At 48.6% G+C, this 18,214-nt stretch carries 20 protein-coding genes and 1 tRNA gene; 7 read left to right on the forward strand and 14 right to left on the reverse strand.

The window, feature by feature from the left end; translation table 11 throughout:
• Positions 1 to 36 precede the first annotated feature (36 nt).
• Positions 37 to 1,212 carry a lysophospholipid transporter LplT gene (gene lplT, locus ACMXD4_RS13535; RefSeq protein WP_415878428.1) on the forward strand — a complete coding sequence of 392 codons (1,176 nt, stop codon included), beginning with the start codon at positions 37 to 39 and terminating at the stop codon, positions 1,210 to 1,212.
• Here the strand turns inward: lplT and ACMXD4_RS13540 are convergent.
• Positions 1,151 to 1,780 carry a TetR/AcrR family transcriptional regulator gene (locus tag ACMXD4_RS13540; protein WP_415878429.1) on the reverse strand — a complete coding sequence of 210 codons (630 nt, stop codon included), beginning with the start codon at positions 1,778 to 1,780 and terminating at the stop codon, positions 1,151 to 1,153. The two genes, lplT and ACMXD4_RS13540, sit on opposite strands and share 62 nt — an antisense overlap.
• Positions 1,781 to 1,848: 68 nt before the next feature.
• Here ACMXD4_RS13540 and ACMXD4_RS13545 point away from each other — a divergent pair, with 68 nt between their 5' ends.
• Positions 1,849 to 2,352 (forward strand): NUDIX hydrolase, encoded by a 504-nt coding sequence (locus ACMXD4_RS13545; protein ID WP_415878430.1) that lies wholly within the window; start codon positions 1,849 to 1,851, stop codon positions 2,350 to 2,352.
• A gap of 69 nt (positions 2,353 to 2,421) precedes the next feature.
• Here ACMXD4_RS13545 and ACMXD4_RS13550 read toward each other — a convergent pair.
• Positions 2,422 to 2,498 (reverse strand) — tRNA-Asp (locus ACMXD4_RS13550).
• A 64-nt stretch (positions 2,499 to 2,562) separates the two neighbouring features.
• On the opposite strand from ACMXD4_RS13550, the gene ACMXD4_RS13555 reads away from it, so the two are divergent.
• Entirely contained in the window at positions 2,563 to 3,222 is a 660-nt protein-coding gene (locus ACMXD4_RS13555) for a class I SAM-dependent methyltransferase (RefSeq protein WP_415878431.1), read from the forward strand.
• Here ACMXD4_RS13555 and ACMXD4_RS13560 read toward each other — a convergent pair.
• On the reverse strand, positions 3,185 to 4,246 hold the full coding sequence (locus ACMXD4_RS13560) for a cation diffusion facilitator family transporter (RefSeq protein WP_415878432.1): 1,062 nt from the start codon (positions 4,244 to 4,246) through the stop codon (positions 3,185 to 3,187). The genes ACMXD4_RS13555 and ACMXD4_RS13560 overlap by 38 nt on opposite strands.
• 160 nt (positions 4,247 to 4,406) lie before the next feature.
• On the opposite strand from ACMXD4_RS13560, the gene xseA reads away from it, so the two are divergent.
• The 3 genes from xseA to ACMXD4_RS13575 all read left to right on the forward strand — a co-directional run bounded on the left by xseA (position 4,407) and on the right by ACMXD4_RS13575 (position 6,838).
• Positions 4,407 to 5,750: an exodeoxyribonuclease VII large subunit gene (xseA, locus tag ACMXD4_RS13565; protein WP_415878433.1), complete on the forward strand. Its 1,344-nt coding sequence runs from the start codon at positions 4,407 to 4,409 to the stop codon at positions 5,748 to 5,750.
• Between the two features lie 114 nt (positions 5,751 to 5,864).
• The gene (locus ACMXD4_RS13570) at positions 5,865 to 6,269 is read left to right on the forward strand and encodes a bacteriohemerythrin (RefSeq protein ID WP_051670515.1); all 405 of its coding nucleotides are present in this window, start codon (positions 5,865 to 5,867) and stop codon (positions 6,267 to 6,269) included.
• Positions 6,266 to 6,838 carry an alpha-ketoglutarate-dependent dioxygenase AlkB family protein gene (locus ACMXD4_RS13575; RefSeq protein ID WP_415878434.1) on the forward strand — a complete coding sequence of 191 codons (573 nt, stop codon included), beginning with the start codon at positions 6,266 to 6,268 and terminating at the stop codon, positions 6,836 to 6,838. Before ACMXD4_RS13570 ends, ACMXD4_RS13575 begins: the two co-directional genes overlap by 4 nt.
• Positions 6,839 to 6,866: 28 nt before the next feature.
• Here the strand turns inward: ACMXD4_RS13575 and nqrM are convergent, their stop codons facing one another.
• From nqrM to ACMXD4_RS13615, 8 genes are all read right to left on the reverse strand, one after another.
• Positions 6,867 to 7,055: a (Na+)-NQR maturation NqrM gene (gene nqrM / locus ACMXD4_RS13580; RefSeq protein ID WP_033159346.1), complete on the reverse strand. Its 189-nt coding sequence runs from the start codon at positions 7,053 to 7,055 to the stop codon at positions 6,867 to 6,869.
• Between the two features lie 88 nt (positions 7,056 to 7,143).
• Entirely contained in the window at positions 7,144 to 8,364 is a 1,221-nt protein-coding gene (gene nqrF, locus ACMXD4_RS13585) for an NADH:ubiquinone reductase (Na(+)-transporting) subunit F (RefSeq protein ID WP_033159347.1), read from the reverse strand.
• A gap of 10 nt (positions 8,365 to 8,374) precedes the next feature.
• A complete protein-coding gene (gene nqrE / locus ACMXD4_RS13590) occupies positions 8,375 to 8,983 on the reverse strand; it encodes an NADH:ubiquinone reductase (Na(+)-transporting) subunit E (protein ID WP_101052580.1) in 609 nt (202 codons plus the stop codon).
• Positions 8,983 to 9,651: an NADH:ubiquinone reductase (Na(+)-transporting) subunit D gene (locus tag ACMXD4_RS13595; protein WP_020481963.1), complete on the reverse strand. Its 669-nt coding sequence runs from the start codon at positions 9,649 to 9,651 to the stop codon at positions 8,983 to 8,985. The genes nqrE and ACMXD4_RS13595 overlap by 1 nt, the downstream gene beginning before the upstream one ends.
• A gap of 8 nt (positions 9,652 to 9,659) precedes the next feature.
• A complete protein-coding gene (locus ACMXD4_RS13600) occupies positions 9,660 to 10,523 on the reverse strand; it encodes a Na(+)-translocating NADH-quinone reductase subunit C (protein WP_033159350.1) in 864 nt (287 codons plus the stop codon).
• Positions 10,516 to 11,715 carry an NADH:ubiquinone reductase (Na(+)-transporting) subunit B gene (locus ACMXD4_RS13605; RefSeq protein WP_415878435.1) on the reverse strand — a complete coding sequence of 400 codons (1,200 nt, stop codon included), beginning with the start codon at positions 11,713 to 11,715 and terminating at the stop codon, positions 10,516 to 10,518. The genes ACMXD4_RS13600 and ACMXD4_RS13605 overlap by 8 nt, the downstream gene beginning before the upstream one ends.
• Positions 11,715 to 13,061, reverse strand: coding sequence for a Na(+)-translocating NADH-quinone reductase subunit A (locus ACMXD4_RS13610; RefSeq protein ID WP_415878436.1), 1,347 nt, complete (start codon positions 13,059 to 13,061; stop codon positions 11,715 to 11,717). Before ACMXD4_RS13610 ends, ACMXD4_RS13605 begins: the two co-directional genes overlap by 1 nt.
• A 186-nt stretch (positions 13,062 to 13,247) precedes the next feature.
• Positions 13,248 to 13,976 carry a metallophosphoesterase gene (locus ACMXD4_RS13615; protein ID WP_171695021.1) on the reverse strand — a complete coding sequence of 243 codons (729 nt, stop codon included), beginning with the start codon at positions 13,974 to 13,976 and terminating at the stop codon, positions 13,248 to 13,250.
• 102 nt (positions 13,977 to 14,078) lie between these two features.
• Here ACMXD4_RS13615 and ispG point away from each other — a divergent pair, with 102 nt between their 5' ends.
• A complete protein-coding gene (gene ispG, locus ACMXD4_RS13620) occupies positions 14,079 to 15,299 on the forward strand; it encodes a flavodoxin-dependent (E)-4-hydroxy-3-methylbut-2-enyl-diphosphate synthase (protein ID WP_319961503.1) in 1,221 nt (406 codons plus the stop codon).
• Between the two features lie 328 nt (positions 15,300 to 15,627).
• Here ispG and ACMXD4_RS13625 read toward each other — a convergent pair whose 3' ends face one another.
• The 3 genes from ACMXD4_RS13625 to ACMXD4_RS13635 form a co-directional block, all read right to left on the reverse strand.
• On the reverse strand, positions 15,628 to 16,800 hold the full coding sequence (locus ACMXD4_RS13625) for an NnrS family protein (RefSeq protein WP_415878437.1): 1,173 nt from the start codon (positions 16,798 to 16,800) through the stop codon (positions 15,628 to 15,630).
• On the reverse strand, positions 16,793 to 17,608 hold the full coding sequence (locus tag ACMXD4_RS13630; protein ID WP_415878438.1) for a ferritin-like domain-containing protein: 816 nt from the start codon (positions 17,606 to 17,608) through the stop codon (positions 16,793 to 16,795). The genes ACMXD4_RS13625 and ACMXD4_RS13630 overlap by 8 nt, the downstream gene beginning before the upstream one ends.
• 102 nt (positions 17,609 to 17,710) lie before the next feature.
• Positions 17,711 to 18,100 (reverse strand): lipocalin family protein, encoded by a 390-nt coding sequence (locus ACMXD4_RS13635; RefSeq protein ID WP_415878439.1) that lies wholly within the window; start codon positions 18,098 to 18,100, stop codon positions 17,711 to 17,713.
• Between the last annotated feature and the right edge of the window lie 114 nt (positions 18,101 to 18,214).

Here is an 18,214-nt window from a genome sequence, read left to right on the forward strand (position 1 = left end):
CACCTGGCTTGCCTAACTTAACTACCCTTTAATGCCATGAGCAAACACATCTATCCCCTTTTAATCGCGCAATTCCTCTCGGCATTTGCCGACAACGCCATATTGTTTACAGTCATCGCCATGGTGATGCAGGATGCGCACCCGGTTAGTTGGTACGTGCCGGCACTACAAAGCGTGTTTCTGGTGGCATTCGTAGTTTTGGCGCCCTGGGTGGGCGGATTTGCGGACAGTCACGCCAAATCGCGAGTGTTGATTGTCGCCAATCTGATCAAGGCTTGCGGCGCGGGTTTGTTGCTATTTAACGTCGAGCCTCTATTGGCGTATTGCGTGGTCGGTGTAGGCGCTGCCTTGTACAGTCCGGCCAAATACGGCATTTTGCCGGAACTGGCGGGCCACGACGGCCTGGTAAAAGCCAATAGCTGGATAGAAGGCTCCACCATTCTGGCTATATTGACCGGTATGGTGGTCGGCGCAAAGCTGGCCGATCATTCCACCACCTGGGCCTTGATTGTCACGATACTGTTGTTTTTGATTTCTGCTGCCACCACCTTATTCTTGCCGATAGGCTTACGCAAAGCCCCGCCGTCCGGCTCGAAAATCAGGCTGTTCTACGTGGAAGTTAAAACATTTCTGGCGATGCCACGCTCACGTTTCGCGGTGTTGGGTGCATCTCTATTTTGGGCGGCTGCGGCCAGCGTCCGGGTCATCATCATTGCTTGGGCGCCCTTGGTGTTAATGACACATAACGCCAGCGACATTGCCAATCTGACACTGTTTTTAGCCATCGGCATCATCGCCGGTTCGGTCCTAGTCCCACGCTTGATTCCGCTGGAACATCTGCGCCGCGCCCGCATCCCGGCCTATTTGATGAGCATCTTTATCATCACCCTGAGTTTCACGGAAGCAGTCTGGCCGGCACGTTTTGTGTTGTTTTTAATGGGTATGGCCGGCGGCATGTTTATCGTACCAATAAACGCAGCCCTCCAGGACCTTGGTCAACAAAGCATAGGCAGTGGCGGTGCGGTAGCGATGCAGAATTTTTTCCAGAATGTGGCGATGTTATTGGCAGTGGGCGGCTATACACTGGCTGCTGCCGAACAAGTTACACCCATTACCGCGCTGATTGGTCTGGGTTTCCTGCTGCTGGCTGCTACTTTTCTGGTGGTTTGGCATTTACCTGAAGTGGAGCACGTGCCTTCCAGCCTTGAATAAAAGTTTGTACCAACAAATCCACGCTTAGCCGGGATGCTTCAATGTCGCTGACCTGCGGTTTGGCGGTCAGCGACAAAATACAGATCCCATGCACGCCGCTCCATAAGGTTCTGGCTGCCAGCCGGCTTTGTTCCGCGGAGCTGCCGGGAGTAAGCTGGATAAATAACACCTCGACAATCGCAAACATCTGCTCCACCTTTTGTAGATACCAGTCAGGCTGAGGCTCCTCGCTCTGAATATCGAAGATCATGCGCCAGCGATTGAAATGCTGGGCGGCAAAATTTAGGTAGGTTTCCGCCAAGATCAGAATATTTTCCTCGACACTGGTGGACGGTTCACAGTGAAGCAATTGTTTAGCCAACTCATCCAGTGTCCGGCCTTTGACGTGGGTTAGCAAATCGTTCATGTTGGCAAACACCATATAAATGCTGCCCACGGTATAGCCAATTTCCATCGCGATTTTGCGCACCGTCAGAGCACTGTAGCCGTCCTCTATGACGATAGTTTCCGCTGCGACCAGCACCATTTCCTTGATTTGTTCCTGACTATGTTCGCTTCTTCTTGCCATATGTTCTCTGCGACATGCACTAAAAACAGCTACCATACACGACCTTGCCTCAGGAATCGATAGTTTACATGCACAACGAACTTCTCGATGTCGTCGATAGAGACGATGTAGTGATTGCCCAACAGCCCAGATCGGCGATTCACGCCAACGGCCTACGTCACAGGGCCGTGCATATTCTGGTTTTCAACGATGCAGGCCAGTTGTTTCTGCAAAAACGTTCAATGAAAAAGGATTTGAACAAAGGCTTATGGGATACTTCGGCGGCTGGTCACGTCGACGCCGGCGAAAGCTATGACCGTTGCGCGCCGCGCGAATTACAGGAGGAATTGGGTATCGTTGCCGAAAGCCTGGAGGGTTTATTTAAACTGGAGCCTAGCACCGACTTGGGTATGGAATTTATCCAGGTCTACCGTTGCCGGCATAACGGACCGTTTAGCCTAGCGACCGATGAAATCGACGAAGGCTGTTGGGCGGAACCGGACATTCTGGATGCACGTGTCGCCAACAATGATCCGACCTTGACGCTGACGTTTAAAATTATCTGGCAACGATTTCGGAATATTGCAAACTAAATGAGTTGCAAGAAACTCATCATCAATGCCACTTAAACGATGAGTTCAAAACGCAGGTAAAAACGAAAGTGGCGGAGCGGACGGGGCTCGAACCCGCGACCCCCGGCGTGACAGGCCGGTATTCTAACCAACTGAACTACCGCTCCGCAGTAGAGAGCGGCGCATTCTACAGCATATCGCCCATGCGTCAAGCAAAAGCCCAAATTAATTATGCCGGCACCATCCTGCCCACTCTGTAACAGCCCCGACATCCATCGTTATCACAGCGACGCAAAACGCGATTACACTCAGTGCCGGCAGTGTTTACTGGTGTATGTTGATTGCTCTCAGCACTTATCGCCGAGCCAAGAAAAAGCTATTTATGATCACCATCAGAATACCATTGACGATCCGGGCTACATCGAATTTCTATCCCGCTTGGCAAAGCCTTTGCTCCAGAAATTACCGAACAATTCTGTTGGACTTGATTATGGTTGCGGTCCAGGTCCGGCGCTTGCAGAACTGTTCAAGGCGCGTGGGCATCGAGTAAATATCTACGACCCATTCTATGCGGACTTTCCTGAACACCTGCAACTAAACTACGATTTTATCGTTTGCACCGAGGTAGTAGAGCATTTTTGCACGCCAAAACGTGAGTTCGACACGCTGTTTAGACTATTAAAACCCGGCGGTTGGCTGGGCATCATGACCAAATTGGTCATAGATGCCGAGGCCTTTGCCAAATGGCATTACAAAAACGATCAAACCCACATCGCTTTTTTCTCGCGACCGACTTTTCATTGGTTGGTGGCGCATTATCATTGCCAAATCGAATTCATCGGCAACGACGCCATTATTCTGCAATGCAATCCTGACCATTACAACAATTGACTTCCACGGTGATGTGGTCAAGCTGCGCGAATTTGGCCAATAGATTCTTGTAATAACTGGGCGATTTTGGCTGCTGCGTGACCAAAACCACGATTGCCGCGTAATGATTAGCGCTAACGGGCCAAACATGCAAATCGCTGACGAGGGATTCGCCGTCTTCCTCCAACGCGGCTTGTATCGCTTGGGTGTATTTGGGGTTCATGGTCTGGTCCAGCAATACAGGGCTGGTCTCTTTGATTAAGCCGTAAGCCCAGACCAGAATCACTGTCGCGCCAACAAACCCCATCACCGTATCCAGCCAAACCCAACCGTAATATTTGCCGGCAACCAGGGCGACGATGGCTAATACCGATGTCAGCGCATCGGCCATTACGTGTAGATAGGCTGCCCTTAGGTTGTGATCGTGATGGTGGGAGCGCTGGCCATGATCCTTATGATCATGATCGTGTTCGTCATGGTCATGGTCATGGTCATGGTCATGGTCATGGTCATGGTCATGGTCATGGTCATGGTCATGGTCATGGTCATGGTCATGGTGAGCATTATGCCCGTGTCCATGGTGGTGGTCGTGATGATCTCGCAATAACAGCGCGCTTAACAGGTTGATCAGCAAGCCCACTTGCGCGACTAAAATCGCCTCGTCAAAGCGAATTATTTCCGGCATCAGCAACCGCTGCACCGAGTCGGCAATCATCACTAAGGCTACCATCGCCAACGCTATCGAACTGGCAAATCCGCCCAACACACCCACCTTGGCGGGACTAAATGCGAAGGTTTGATCATGCTGATGGATACGGCTGTAACGATAGGCGAAGATTGCAATCATAAAAGCCACCACATGCGTGGCCATGTGCCATCCGTCCGCTAACAACGCCATCGAATGAAACTGCATACCGGCGACAATTTCCACAATCATCGTCGCAAACGTCAGAAGCAGCACCCATTTCGTACGCCGCTCGCCTTTGCGATTGATCCGCGCGAAATCGTGCGAATGTTGCCAGTTACTCAATTGATGTTCATGCATCCGTAGTTCCTTGTTCGCTAAAGCCGAAATCATTGCCGAGGCAGCATTTTAGCGCAGCTTACCTGGAAACACTTCCGCAAAGTAAAAGCACCTGTTATTTGCGGCAAACCCCCGTAAAATAGGGTCTTCAACCTATTCGCCCTGCGCTCTCAAGCATTCGATGAGTAATTCCGAGCAAATCTTCAGCGTATCTCAGCTAAACCGTGAAGCCAAACGCTTGCTGGCCAGCCACTTTTTAACCGTGCAGGTACAAGGCGAGATTTCCAATCTCAGCCTGCCCTCTTCCGGCCATTACTACTTTACCTTGAAAGACGCGCAAGCCCAGATACGCTGCGCCATGTTCAAAGGACAGCAGCAACGGCTGCGTTTCAAACCTGCCAATGGCAATCTGGTGGTCGCCACCGCGCAAGTCAGTTTGTACGAACCGCGCGGCGATTATCAACTGGTAGTGGAAAAGTTGGAAGAAGCCGGCGACGGCGCATTGCGTCTGGCGTACGAACGCTTAAAACAAAAGCTATTACAGGAGGGTTTGTTCGAGCAAAACCGCAAGAAACCGCTGCCACCACTGCCAACACAAATCGGCGTCATCACCTCGGCCAGTGGCGCAGCGATTCACGATATTCTCAGCGTACTGAAAAGGCGCTTTCCGGCGATCCCGGTGCTGATCTATCCGGTGGCAGTACAGGGCGAAAACGCTAAATTCGAAATCTGCGCGGCATTGGTAGCAGCCAATAAACAAGCTCTGGTAGATGTGATCATCCTAGCGCGCGGCGGCGGCTCGCTGGAAGATTTATGGGCGTTTAACGAAGAAATCGTCGCCAGGGCGGTAGCGGCCAGTGGAATTCCGGTGATTTCAGCAGTAGGCCACGAGGTGGATTTCAGCATCGCCGATTTCGTCGCTGATTTGCGCGCACCTACACCATCGGTAGCGGCCGAATGTGCGGTGCCGGACCAATCCGCCTGGCTTAATCGCTTTACAGCTATCGAGCGCCAACTAACCCGGCAAATGCAGGATAAATTACAGCAGCAACAGATGCATTTGAGTTGGCTAAATAAAGCCCTACAAACCCAACATCCGGGCGAAAAACTACAACGCAATGCCCAGCGTCTCGACGAATTGGAACAACGCTTGAATCGGGCGACGCGAGCCGGCTTGGGGCTGTGCCGCCAGCGTCTGGCGCTAAACACCCAGCGTCTGAACGGACAGCAACCGTTGGTATCGATTCACGGCTATCGGCAGCAACTTGATTACTTCCAACAACGATTAAGCCGTTCGATGCAAATTAAACTGACGGCATTGAAAAATCGGCAACACGCGATGTCACAAACCTTACATGCGATTAGTCCACTGGCAACGCTGGAACGCGGTTATGCTATCGTGCAACGACACGAAAGCTCCCAACTGGTGAAGTCGGTTAAGCAGTTAGCCAAGCTTGAACTGTTCGACATTAGAATGGCCGATGGGCGCATCGTTAGTAGAGTTGATGAGGTGATACCCGATTAAATCTGGCCTGCGCTTTAATTGCCATCGACAATCATCCATCCGTTTTATCGTCGGCGATTACTGGGCATAAAACATGCTTTAGTGCATTAGTTTACAAATCACACGAGTGTTCAAATGACAATATTCGACCGAACCATACCCCTGAGTGTTGGTTATGCTCACATCGATCATGATCACGGCATCTTTATTGATCTGGTAAATCAATTGGATAAGGCCAATAACACAGACTTTCCGGGCTTGTTTGCGCAATTGTATCAACACACCGAAGAACATTTTGAATCTGAAAATCGGTTAATGGCGCAATTCGGATTTCCGGCGGAAACCGAACACAAAGGCGAACATCAACGGGTTTTGGAAGAATTCAAACAGTTTAAAACCCGGATCGACAAAGGCTTAATTTCCTTTGGTCGTGCTTTTGTCAAGGAGCGTCTGCCGCAATGGTTTTTATTGCACATCACGACAATGGACAGTGCATTAGCGTCACACATTAAAGCACAGCAGGAATTGCAAGACGAATGACGCCCGATAAGGAGCTGAGAATAATAAGAGATTTTTACGACGCCGCCGAAAGCGATGCTATCTATAGGCGTTTGCTCCAGGAACAAAATTGGCCCGACAATTGTTACAGCGTTGCCGGCCGGGAATTTACGTTACCCCGCCTGCAAACCTGGCATGCTGATCCGGGGATAGTTTATAGCTACAGCAATAATCTATTAAAAACTCGGCCCTGGACGCCATTACTATCGGATATAAGGCAAAAAATCGAACAGTTCTTAAACTTTTCGTTTAATTCGGTATTAGTGAATTTATATCGCAACGGCGATGATTATGTAGGCTGGCATGCGGATAACGAAGCGGAGTTGGGACCACAGCCTTTTATCACATCATTGACGCTGGGAGCGACCCGACAATTTGCATTTCGGCATAAAAAAACCGCGGAAAGCGGCAGTATTTTACTGACTAGTGGAATGCTATTGATTATGCAGCCCGATTTTCAACACCACTGGCTGCATAGTATTCCTGTCGATCAGAAGTTGACTCAAGGACGCATAAACTTAACGTTTCGGAGAGTTATCGCTCCGAAGTAGCTTAGTTTATCGCTTTGGGCAAGCAGCCTTAATGTTGTTCCAATGTTTTAGCTTGCTCAGCTTCAAACTTCTTTCTTTTGTCGCATTTCTCACTGCATACGCAATTGCCGGTGCCGCCGCAAGACCCCTTGATAGCATTCCGACCGAAAAGCACACCGACTGCCATGACGGCAATAACGATCAACATAAATAAAAATGTTACTAAAAAATAACCCATTTTTTTCTCCTGTTTTTTCTAATCACTGAAACGAAAAAAGGAGCGATCCGAAAATCGCTCCCTGTGCTTCGCGTCAGATTAATACAACTTAACCGCCGAAATCATCCAACATAATATTTTCAGGATCCACGCCATTAGCCAGCAGCATGTTAATCACTGAAGAGTTCATGATTGGCGGCCCGCACATGTAATATTCACAATCTTCTGGATTCGGATGTTTCTTGATAAATTCTTCGAACAACACGTTGTGAATGAAGCCGGTATAACCTTTCCAGTTATCTTCAGGTAAAGCATCTGACAAGGCTACATGCCATTCAAAATTGTCGTTTTCTTTGGCCAGCATATCGAAATCTTCAACGTAGAACATTTCGCGTTTGCTACGTGCGCCATACCAGAAAGTCATTTTACGCTTGGATTTCAGTCTGCGTAGTTGATCGAAGATATGCGAACGCATCGGCGCCATACCGGCCCCACCACCGATAAAGACCATTTCGGCATCGGTTTCTTTGGCAAAAAACTCGCCGTAAGGACCGGATACGAACACCTTATCACCTGGCTTCAGGTTGAAGATAAAGGACGACATGATGCCTGGCGGAATGCCATCCGGCGCCCCTGGAGGCGGCGTAGCGATCCTGACGTTCAACATTATTTCTTTTTCTTCAGGATAAGATGCCATTGAGTAAGCACGCAGGGTTGGCTCTTTTACATCCGACACATAGCGCCACAGATTGAATTTATCCCAATCAGGACGGTATTCCTCGGCAACATCCATATCCGCATATTTTGAAATATGGGGCGGACATTCAATTTGGATATAACCACCTGCACGGTAGTTGATGGCTTCACCTTCCGGCAATTCCAAGACCAACTCTTTAATGAAAGTCGCGACGTTGTCGTTGGACTTAACAGTGCATTCCCATTTTTTAACACCGAATACGCTGTCTTCGACTTCGATATCCATGTTTTGTTTGATGGATACTTGGCAAGCCAGACGTTCGCCATGTGCGGCTTCCCGTTTGGTGATATGCGATTGCTCGGTTGGCAGAATGTCGCCACCACCGCTATGCACTTTCACTTTACATTGACCACAAGTGCCGCCGCCGCCACAAGCGGAAGAAACGAACAATTGGTTGTCCGCCAATGCGGTCAACAATTTGGAACCCACCGGTACATGGATTTTCTTTTCGTTATTGATCAGAATTTCCACATCGCCAGAGGCCACCAGTTTACTTTTCGCGCCGATGATCAAAAACACCAGCGCTATCACGATGACCGTGAAGAAAATAACACCTAATGCAATTTCCAGCATTACGATACCCTTATAATTGAATTCCAGAGAAAGCCATGAAGCCCAGAGACATCAAGCCAGCGGTGATAAAAGTGATGCCCAAACCTTGTAATGCAGCAGGAATATCGCTGTATTTCAATTTCTCACGCACACCGGCCATGACGGTAATCGCCAAAGCCCAGCCAAAACCACTTCCTATGCCGTATACCACGCTTTCACCAAAATTGTAGTCACGTTCGATCATGAATAAACTACCGGCCAAGATCGCGCAGTTAACGGTAATCAACGGCAGGAAGATACCCAAGGCTTGATACAGAGCAGGAAAGAATTTATCCAGAATCATTTCCAGAATCTGTACGATCGCAGCGATCATACCAATACAGCTCAACAAGCTTAAAAAGCTTAAATCCACGCCAGTAATGCCTATCCAAGATAATGCATCTTCTTTCAACAAAGTTTGGTAAATGAAGTTATTCGCAGGCACTGTTAAGGTTTGCACCACCATAACGGCAATACCCAAACCCATGGCCGTGGAGATCTTCTTGGACACCGCCAAGAAGGTACACATACCCAGGAAGAATGACAGCGCCAGGTTTTCAATGAAAACCGCTTTAACAAACAGACTGATATAGGCTTCCATTAGTGGTGCCCTCCTTCACCGTGAGCAATCGACATGATTTTGAACTCGTTGTGTTCCACTTGTTTTGGTTTCCAGGTACGGAAACCCCAAATGATCAAGCCGATAATGAAAAACGCGCTGGGCGGCAGTAGCATCATACCGTTAGGCACATACCAACCACCATCTTTGACCAAAGGCAGCACATCGAAACCAAGCAGTTTGCCTGAACCCAAAGTTTCTCTGAACAGCGCCACGATGACCAGAATCAAACTGTAACCTAAGCCGTTACCGATACCGTCAACAAAGCTTTGCAGCGGCGGATTTTTCATCGCATAGGCTTCAGCACGCCCCATGACGATACAGTTGGTAATAATCAAACCAACGAATACCGACAGCTTTTTGCTGACATCAAAGGCAAAGGCTTTAAGCAACTGATCGACCACAATAACCAGCGAAGCAATGATGATCATCTGCACGATAATCCGAATGCTGCTCGGTATATGCTCGCGCACCGCACTAATCGCTGCGCTTGAACAGGCAGTAACCGAAGTCAAGGCCAATGCCATGATCAATGAGGTAGACATTTGCGACGTTACCGCCAGCGCCGAACACACACCAAGCACCTGCAGGGTGATTGGGTTGTTATCGACCAACGGTTCGAATAATACTTTTTTAGTTTCTTTATCCATGATAAGTCCTAACCGTTTTTTCTAATTTTGTTTAGATAGGTGGCAAAACCTTCGGTACCCATCCAGTATTGGATCAAATTACTGACGCCACGACTGGTTAGGGTTGCGCCGGCCAAACCATCCACTTTGTAAACAGAATCCGGGCGACTGGAATCGACACCACCTTTCACTAAAGTCAAAGCCACTTCGCCTTTATCGGAATAGACTTTTTTGCCTTTCCACAACGCGCGCCAGTTAGGATTGACTACCTCACCACCCAGGCCAGGGGTTTCACCTTGGTCGTACAGGTTGATACTCTGTACCGTTTGCGCATCAGCTTCCAAGGCTAAAAAGCCGTACATCGTAGACCACAAACCGTAACCGTTGATAGGCAGAATAATGGATTGCAACTGGTCGCCGTTTTTAACCAAAAACACTTTGGTGTATTTGGCTTTTTGACGGATGCTGGCAATATCTTTCTCGACCGGAATCAACTCGTTCTGCGCAGGGTCTTTAGCAGCCTTGCGTTGGTCGTATTCGTCGACATTGATATTGTCTACGTAATCACCTGTTTTCAGGTCGACAATCTTGCTTTCGATTCTTTCCGCAAAGGCTTTATCTATATCAGTACCCTCTTCCAACAAACCAGCCACATCAAGAATGTTTTTCTTCATGTCCAGGGCTTTGTTGTAGCCTTGCAAAGGCCGTAAAGCGACTGTAGCAATAGATACCAATACAGCGCACACCAAACATAAGGCCAAAGCCACGTTGACGGTTTTTTCCAGGCTGTCGTTACTTAAAGCCAGGATTCTGTCGGCGTAAACTCTGAACTGTTCGTAGTACTTGCAGAGCTGCTCGTTGTACTTACAGGTTTTTTTCTCGGCATTAAGCATGGCGTTTGATCCTTCTTCTAATATTTGCTTGAACAACAAAGTAATCAATCAATGGTGCAAACATGTTTGAGAAAAGAATTGCAAGCATCACACCTTCCGGGAAAGCCGGGTTAATAACCCGAATGATGATAATCATCACGCCGATCATGCAGCCGTAAATCCAGCGACCGGTGTCGGTCACAGCAGCAGAAACAGGATCAGTTGCCATAAACACCGTACCGAAAGCAAAACCACCGACCACCATATGCCAGTACCAAGGCATCGCAAACATTGGGTTGGTTGTGCTGCCAACGATATTCAATAAAGTGGACATACCGATCATGCCAATCAACACGCCAGCCATAATCCGATATGAAGCAACACGTGTGTACAACAAGAATGCAGCACCCAACATACAAGCTAATGTGGATGTTTCACCCATCGAGCCGGGAATGAATCCCAAAAACGCTTGGATCCAACTGAAACTCTCTTTAATCGCCTCCACGCCGCCAGCCGATGCCAACGATAAAGCCGTCGCGCCACTGTAACCATCCACTGCAACCCATACCGCATCGCCGGAAATTGAAGCCGGATACGCAAAAAACAGGAAAGCACGACCTGTCAAAGCGGGATTAAGGAAATTTTTACCGGTACCACCGAAAACTTCTTTACCCAACACGATACCGAACGAAATACCTAAAGCCACTTGCCACAAGGGGATGTCAGGTGGCAGGATCAGGGTATACAGCATTGACGATACCAAGAAACCTTCGTTGACTTCATGCTTGCGTACGGTTGCGAACAACACTTCCCAAACGCCACCCACCGCTAAGGTAGTGATGTAAACCGGGAAGAAATACAACATGCCGTGCACCAGGCAGGAAATCGGGTTGTGCGGGTTGTAGCCGAATAGCGCCATTGGAATGCTGCGCCAGTTGTTGATCGACTCGACACCCATACCCTTCATGGCTAAGTTGGCTTGATAACCCGTGTTGTACCAAGCCATCAAAACACAAAACGCCGTGGCGATTACCACAAACGTCATAGTGCGTTTCAGATCGTTACCGTCACGTACATGGGTTTTTCCGCGCGTTACATCGGATGGCGTGTAAATAAAAGTATCCACCATCTCGTAGAGACCGTAATACTTTTCAAACTTGCCGCCCTTTGTAAAATGCGGCTCTATGCTATCTAAAATATCTCTAGCCGACATTATCCTTCCTTCTCGATTTTAGTTAAATTAGCTCTGAGCACAGGCGCGAAGTCATGCTTGCCTGGATCGACAAAGGTGAACAAAGACACGTCTTCTTCACTCAGTTCCAGGCAGCCAAGAGACTGTGCAGTGTCGGTATCGCCGACTACAATGGCTTTCAATAAAGGTGTAGACAAAATATCCAAAGGCATCACTGTCTCGTAGACTCCCACCGGAACAATGGCGCGATTGCTACCATTTTTATCGGTGGTCAACGGAAACAGGCGATTATCTTTACGATCTTTGCTCGACACGTACACATTCATAGCCGAGTATTTGTCTTTGCCGGGAACGATCCAACCGAAAAGCTCCCGATCACGACCTTCTTTAATAGCAGAAACTTGCAAACTGTAAGCACTCAAAAATGCCAGAGATCCGGCAGCCTCGTGGCCATACAAAACAGAGCCCGAAATTACGCGGTTTTCAACATCTTGCAATTCGCCGGCAACCAAATCGTCCAGATTGGCGCCCACACGTGTGCGTACCAATCTGGGTTTTTTAACCGTTGGACCAGCCAAAGAAACGATGCGTTCTACATCCAGCTTACCTGTGGTAAACAATGCGCCAATAGCAATTACCGCCTGGTAATCAATATGCCATACGAATTTATGGATATTGACCGGATCGATAAAATGAATATGGGTGCTTGGCAAGCCGGCAGGATGCGGCCCGGAAAACTCCGCTACCTGAACGGCTTGATTCGCAACCAAATCAGTACCTGCGGCTTTGCACAGATAAGTTTTACCTGATGTCAACTTGGAGATTACAGTCAAGCCATTAGCAAAGTCGGCAGCGCGTTCTTTGATAATCACAGCCGGATCTGCCGCAAGCGGACGAGTGTCTATAGCCGTGACAAAAATTGAACTAGGTGTAGTATCGACCGCAGGGATTTTGCCGTAAGGACGTGTCAGGAAAGCAGTCCACAATCCTGATGCCAGCAAGTTTTCCTTAACCTGTTCTTGAGTCAAATTGCCTAACTCAGCTTCGCCGTATTTGGTGAAAGACTCTTGCTGATTCCCTTGCAATTCAATGACCACAGACAACAGCGCACGCTTGTCACCGCGGTTAATAGCTTTAACCACACCCGCGCCGGGTGAGGTAAAGTTGACGCCAGGATTTTTTTTGTCAGAAAAAAGGGCCTGTCCTAATTTGACCTTATCTCCTTCGGCAACCATCATTTTCGGCTTCAGATCGATGTAATCAGCACCCAATAGGGCGACCGATTTGACGCTGTTACCATCGCTTATCTTTTGTTCGGGTCCGCCTGTTATAGGCAAATCCAAACCTTTCTTTATATTAAATTGCATAGTTAATACGCCTGCTCCCCAGACTAGTTGCAGCAAAAAGCCCATTGCGAAACACCGATCCCAAAGGGCACTTCAAGACAAAACATGTTCATTACATCACAAGTTATCGGCTTTCTCAACGGAAAATCCCAAGGCTTGTAGCCCTTTAAGCCGAGCAATAGCGCCCGGCATAAGTGGAAATACCGCTCAAATATCAACCACTTTATCGATATCAAAACCACTCACATACTTACGCCCGACATACCCCCGGGTATTGCTTAAGATACGGGCATCCGCTATCCGGTAATCACCCAAATTGTGCACATGACCGTGAAACCAGGCTGCTATTTCATATTCATGAAATAAAGGCTTCAAGTCATTACAGTAAGCCAGCTTTTTAAGTACGTTGGGTGAATCGATCCAACTCCATTCGGTGGGCGCATGATGAGTGACCACTATGGTCCTGCCGGCAAAGGGCGTGGCAAGTTGTTGTTCTAACCAGAATTTAGATTCCCGATGTAGCTCGGTAAAGTGTTTGGGCTCGAAAGTTTGGCCTGCAAATGACACCTTGCGAAAGTCATTCAAGGTATTTCCCAGCACTTCGGCCTTTTCGGCGCCCTCGATAAACAAATTCGTCCACAAGGTGCAACCCAAAAAGCGCACACCCTGGAAGATAAACTGATCTTTTTCCAGGAACTGAATTTGACTGCCCGCACATTCCCTACGCAACATATCGATAGTCTGTTGATATTCGTAACCATAAAACTCATGGTTACCCGCCACATAAACCACAGGCTTGCCGATAGACTTCAACCATTCGACACCTTGTTTGAATATGCCGATATCGCCTGCCGCCACGACCAAATCGGCATCGGTTTCCGGCAGACTCTGCTCGCCAAATTCCAGATGCACATCAGAAAAGTAATTTATCCGCACAATTTGCTCTTTCGTCCTGTTACTAAGGAGGTATAATTTATATCCTAAGTGAATTACTTGGTATTTTTTAGATAACTTTCAGTTTTTGCAGACCACACTTCTATGTCGATTAGCTCCAGAAAACACACCCAACAGGTTTTGGTAGGAAACGTAAAAGTCGGCGGCGACGCTCCGATTGTAGTTCAATCCATGACTAATACCGACACAGCTGATGTTGCAGGAAGCGTTCAACAGATCATGGAATTAGCAACAGCCGGCTCGGAAATGGTCCGCGTCACTGTCGACCGTGAAGAAGCTGCGCAAGCCGTACCGGAAATCGTCAACCGACTGGCACAAAAAGGCTTTTCGGTGCCCATTATCGGCGACTTCCATTTTAACGGCCACAAGTTACTGGAAAAATATCCGGATTGCGCTCAAGCACTATCCAAATACCGTATCAACCCCGGCAATGTCGGCAAAGGCAAAGCGCGGGACCCGCAATTTCAGCAGATGATTGAGTTTGCGATTCAATACAACAAACCCGTGCGGATTGGCGTCAACGGTGGCAGTCTTGATCAAGCCGTACTAACCCGATTGCTTGACGAGAACAGACAATTAGCGCAACCCAAAGAATTACCCCTGATCACACGGGAAGCCATCATACTCTCCGCCCTGGAAAGCGCGGCTAGAGCCCAGGAAATCGGGCTAGGCAAAGACAAAATTATCCTATCCTGCAAAATTAGCGATGTTCAGGAGTTGATCAGCATTTATCAAGACCTGTCCAGCCGTTGCGATTACGCCTTGCATCTAGGCCTTACCGAAGCTGGCATGGGCTCCAAAGGCATCGTCGCATCAGCAGCAGCGCTCGGCGTACTGATGCAACAAGGCATAGGCGACACCATTCGGGTATCCCTAACACCCGAGCCCGGTGCGGCGCGCACCAAAGAAGTGATCGTGGCCCAGGAAATTCTGCAAACCATGAACTTTCGCTCCTTCACACCCATGGTAGTGGCCTGCCCCGGTTGCGGACGCACCACCAGCGATTATTTCCAACGTCTGGCGCAAGACATTCAAGGCTATTTACGCGACCAAATGCCTATTTGGAAAGATAAATACAAAGGCGTGGAAGATATGAAAGTCGCGGTGATGGGCTGCGTCGTCAACGGCCCCGGCGAAAGCAAAAATGCCAACATCGGCATCAGTCTGCCCGGAACCGGCGAGTCACCTGTTGCGCCGGTTTTTGAAGACGGTTTCAAAACCGTCACCCTAAAAGGCGAACATATCGCTGAAGAGTTCCAAGCTATAGTCGAGCGTTATATCGAATCGCATTACAGCGCGCAGTAAAAACGTTTCGACACAAAAAAAGGCGGCTGAAAGCCGCCTTTTTTACAACCCTATCAAAGCCCGCTATCACTGACCAAGATCATTACTCCTACCAGGAACAGACCCGCTTACGCCCTTGACGCCGTTGACCAAAGTCAATCCGTCCGACTCATGTTCACATCAAACCTGTCGCGCAATTTGCTTCCATTCACTCTCATTTCATTGACCAGATCGCGCAGTAAACCGATATAGCAACCCTAATACTGTCACTCCAACAAATTCAATGTATAAAAAATACGGCACGCTTGGACGAGACCATCCGCTATCGCCACTGTTTTTATGAACTACGCTACCCCGGCTGCCCATCCAACCTGGGCGACATCAAAATTGGCGAATAATAAAATGCGAACAAGGAAAACGCCGCCAACCAGCAATAGGTGGACACCATCACCAAACCGCCATACCAGTTTGGCAACAAAGCCGGAAATAACACCCGAAACAACGCGGCCAGATTTATCAGCACAAAGGCCAGCGCCATCACATTCGAGGCTTTTAGCGCCCTGCCGGTATGGCCCAACGCAACGCGGGCCATCATGCCCAAAGTCAAAATACCGATGCCGCCCACAGTAAAGGCGTGTAAAGCCAAAGACTGCGGAACCACAGCAAAAGCAGAGAGGGATACCAAGCCAAATCCAAGGATCAACCAACCATAGCCGATGTACAAAACCCAAAGCAGGGGCACAAACCAAATCCGCGGGTTGTACCAAGCCGCCACTCGCACAATATTAATCACAATCGCCGCTACCGCAGCACCAGCCAACAATGCGCCGGATATATTCAGCATTAATAATGCAAACACCGCCAAACTCACCGCAACAGCGGCTATATCCAATGCCGGATTGCGAATACAAATAACCCCAGATAGCCCCCGTTCGGTAAAAAACGGAAATACCCGGCCAGCGATGACCAAAATCATCGCAACGATAACGGTAACCACCAGGATCAGTCCTAGCGAGGCACTACCGGCCATACCCAAAACTTGGGCGTGAATCAAACCATTGCCCAAGGCTAATAACAGCAATAAGGCGACAAAAATCAGATTTTGATAGTTGCCTGTTTTTAAAATTGGCTTACCCACAAAATACGCCAACACCGGTAAAAATACGAAATCGACGGTGCCTATCAACAAATCGGGCAATAGTTCGGAATAAAAAGGCAATACCCGGCCATAAATCCATAAAAAACACAGCGACGCCAGTTGATCGGGAGTCACCGTTTGCAAGCCAGTCCAGTTTCTCACTGCTGTTAGTAAAAAACCGGCAATCACCGCTGTGGTGTAGCCAAGCAGCATTTCATGAGCATGCCACGTGCTGCCGGTGAAGTAATTATCGATATGCAGCGAACCGTTGGACATTGAGTTCCATACTGCAATCAAAGCCAGAGCTGATAATCCCGCCAGCGCGAAAAAGGCCCTAAAGCCCATCGCAAACAGTGGATAATCAAAAACCGGTTTGTTATTCATGCAAACGCTCCTCCAGCCAATCGATTTCGTTATTCGAGAAGCCGGCAATTATACGCACTTCTCGGTTAAAGGGTCCCTTGGGCTTGCCTTTGAAATAATTCAGTATCAGGTCTTTAAAGCAGTGTTCAGGTTCCAGACCGCGCTGTCTGGCCAGATTATTGAACCAGTAAGAACCGCGCTCGACATGCCCAACTTCGTCGTTATAAATCCTCCGAAGGATAGCTAGACCGGGCTGATCGTCGATAGCAACCAGTTTATCCATCATGCCTGGGGTCACATCTAATCCGCGCGCCTCCATACACCGCGGCACTATCGCTAAACGCGCCAAAATATCATCCGAAGTATCTTCGGCATGCGACCAAAGCCCGCGATGCGCGGGCAAATCGCCGTAATCGAATCCCAAGCCAAGCAAATGAGTGCGAATCAACTCGAAATGCTGAGCCTCTTCGTCGGCGATGATCAGCCAATCCCGATAAAAATCGTCGGGCAAGCCGGGAAACCGATAAATAATGTCCCATGCCAAATAAATTGCCACGAACTCGATATGTGCAAGCGCGTGAAAAAAAGCCGCTTTACCTTCGATGGAATCCAGACGACGTTTAGGCATCTCTCGCGGCATCAACAACGCCGGCCGGCTAGGAAATACGGTATTGCTTATCGGCAATACCGCCCCTGTTGTTTGCAGGGACAATAAGCCGTTATCCAACAACTGCCTGGCTTGATGAGTTAAAACAAGCTTTTGCTCAATGTCGCCATTGAATAAACAATGCTCCGCAAAATCGGATAGGCTTTGGGGCTGCTCTGCCAAAATCGAAGTTCCTGTTTTCTCGCTACCGATGAGTCCATCCCATCCGACAACCACATAAATAGGTCAAACTAAGCACGACACTATCAGAAGTGCCCGGCGTTTTTATTTTTTAGACATAAAGAAATAAACGGTTTGGCACCTCAAAACCATATTGTTGCCGGATTTTTCGATTGCCTCGCAGGTTTCCATCTTCGAGCGACCCGGCGCCGCCTGTTTGACAATCTTGCCGCCTTCGACGGCGTAATTCAGCACAGCCCGCATTTGGTCAAGTCTGGCATGCGAATCGTTTTCATGGGTCATGCCTTCGATAGTGCCATCGTCTTTAAACGTCCACGTGGTATTGGAGCTACGGGCCTTGCTGCCATCACTGGTGTTGGATTCTTTGTCGATTTGCCATGTACCCAAAACATCGGCTTTGGTCAGCTGAACTTCCGCTGTGGCGTGAAAAGATAAAAACAATAAAGCAACAGCGGAGAGTTTAATAAATTGCATGGTAAAGCCTTTTGAGATTATGTTTTTAGAGCCGTCGATTGTAACACGGAGCCGGAGGCAGCCTCCTTTACTTGAATACCGCAGCTATACTCAAGCCAAACTAGTCAGACGACG

This window comes from Methylomonas sp. TEB, assembly GCF_047777895.1.
Classification (GTDB): domain Bacteria; phylum Pseudomonadota; class Gammaproteobacteria; order Methylococcales; family Methylomonadaceae; genus Methylomonas.

Excerpts from the sequence above, each read along its gene's own strand:
- nqrF (WP_033159347.1), bottom strand. The coding sequence starts at position 8,364 with ATGCTGGAAATTGCATTAGGTGTTATTTTCTTCACGGTCATCGTGATA.
- lplT (WP_415878428.1), top strand. The coding sequence starts at position 37 with ATGAGCAAACACATCTATCCCCTTTTAATCGCGCAATTCCTCTCGGCA.
- nqrM (WP_033159346.1), bottom strand. The coding sequence starts at position 7,055 with ATGGGTTATTTTTTAGTAACATTTTTATTTATGTTGATCGTTATTGCC.
- ACMXD4_RS13635 (WP_415878439.1), bottom strand. The coding sequence starts at position 18,100 with ATGCAATTTATTAAACTCTCCGCTGTTGCTTTATTGTTTTTATCTTTT.
- ACMXD4_RS13560 (WP_415878432.1), bottom strand. The coding sequence starts at position 4,246 with ATGCATGAACATCAATTGAGTAACTGGCAACATTCGCACGATTTCGCG.
- ACMXD4_RS13610 (WP_415878436.1), bottom strand. The coding sequence starts at position 13,061 with ATGCAATTTAATATAAAGAAAGGTTTGGATTTGCCTATAACAGGCGGA.
- ACMXD4_RS13545 (WP_415878430.1), top strand. The coding sequence starts at position 1,849 with ATGCACAACGAACTTCTCGATGTCGTCGATAGAGACGATGTAGTGATT.
- ACMXD4_RS13605 (WP_415878435.1), bottom strand. The coding sequence starts at position 11,715 with ATGTCGGCTAGAGATATTTTAGATAGCATAGAGCCGCATTTTACAAAG.
- nqrE (WP_101052580.1), bottom strand. The coding sequence starts at position 8,983 with ATGGAAGCCTATATCAGTCTGTTTGTTAAAGCGGTTTTCATTGAAAAC.
- ACMXD4_RS13625 (WP_415878437.1), bottom strand. The coding sequence starts at position 16,800 with ATGAATAACAAACCGGTTTTTGATTATCCACTGTTTGCGATGGGCTTT.
- xseA (WP_415878433.1), top strand. The coding sequence starts at position 4,407 with ATGAGTAATTCCGAGCAAATCTTCAGCGTATCTCAGCTAAACCGTGAA.
- ACMXD4_RS13540 (WP_415878429.1), bottom strand. The coding sequence starts at position 1,780 with ATGGCAAGAAGAAGCGAACATAGTCAGGAACAAATCAAGGAAATGGTG.
- ispG (WP_319961503.1), top strand. The coding sequence starts at position 14,079 with ATGTCGATTAGCTCCAGAAAACACACCCAACAGGTTTTGGTAGGAAAC.
- ACMXD4_RS13595 (WP_020481963.1), bottom strand. The coding sequence starts at position 9,651 with ATGGATAAAGAAACTAAAAAAGTATTATTCGAACCGTTGGTCGATAAC.
- ACMXD4_RS13570 (WP_051670515.1), top strand. The coding sequence starts at position 5,865 with ATGACAATATTCGACCGAACCATACCCCTGAGTGTTGGTTATGCTCAC.
- ACMXD4_RS13555 (WP_415878431.1), top strand. The coding sequence starts at position 2,563 with ATGCCGGCACCATCCTGCCCACTCTGTAACAGCCCCGACATCCATCGT.
- ACMXD4_RS13600 (WP_033159350.1), bottom strand. The coding sequence starts at position 10,523 with ATGCTTAATGCCGAGAAAAAAACCTGTAAGTACAACGAGCAGCTCTGC.
- ACMXD4_RS13575 (WP_415878434.1), top strand. The coding sequence starts at position 6,266 with ATGACGCCCGATAAGGAGCTGAGAATAATAAGAGATTTTTACGACGCC.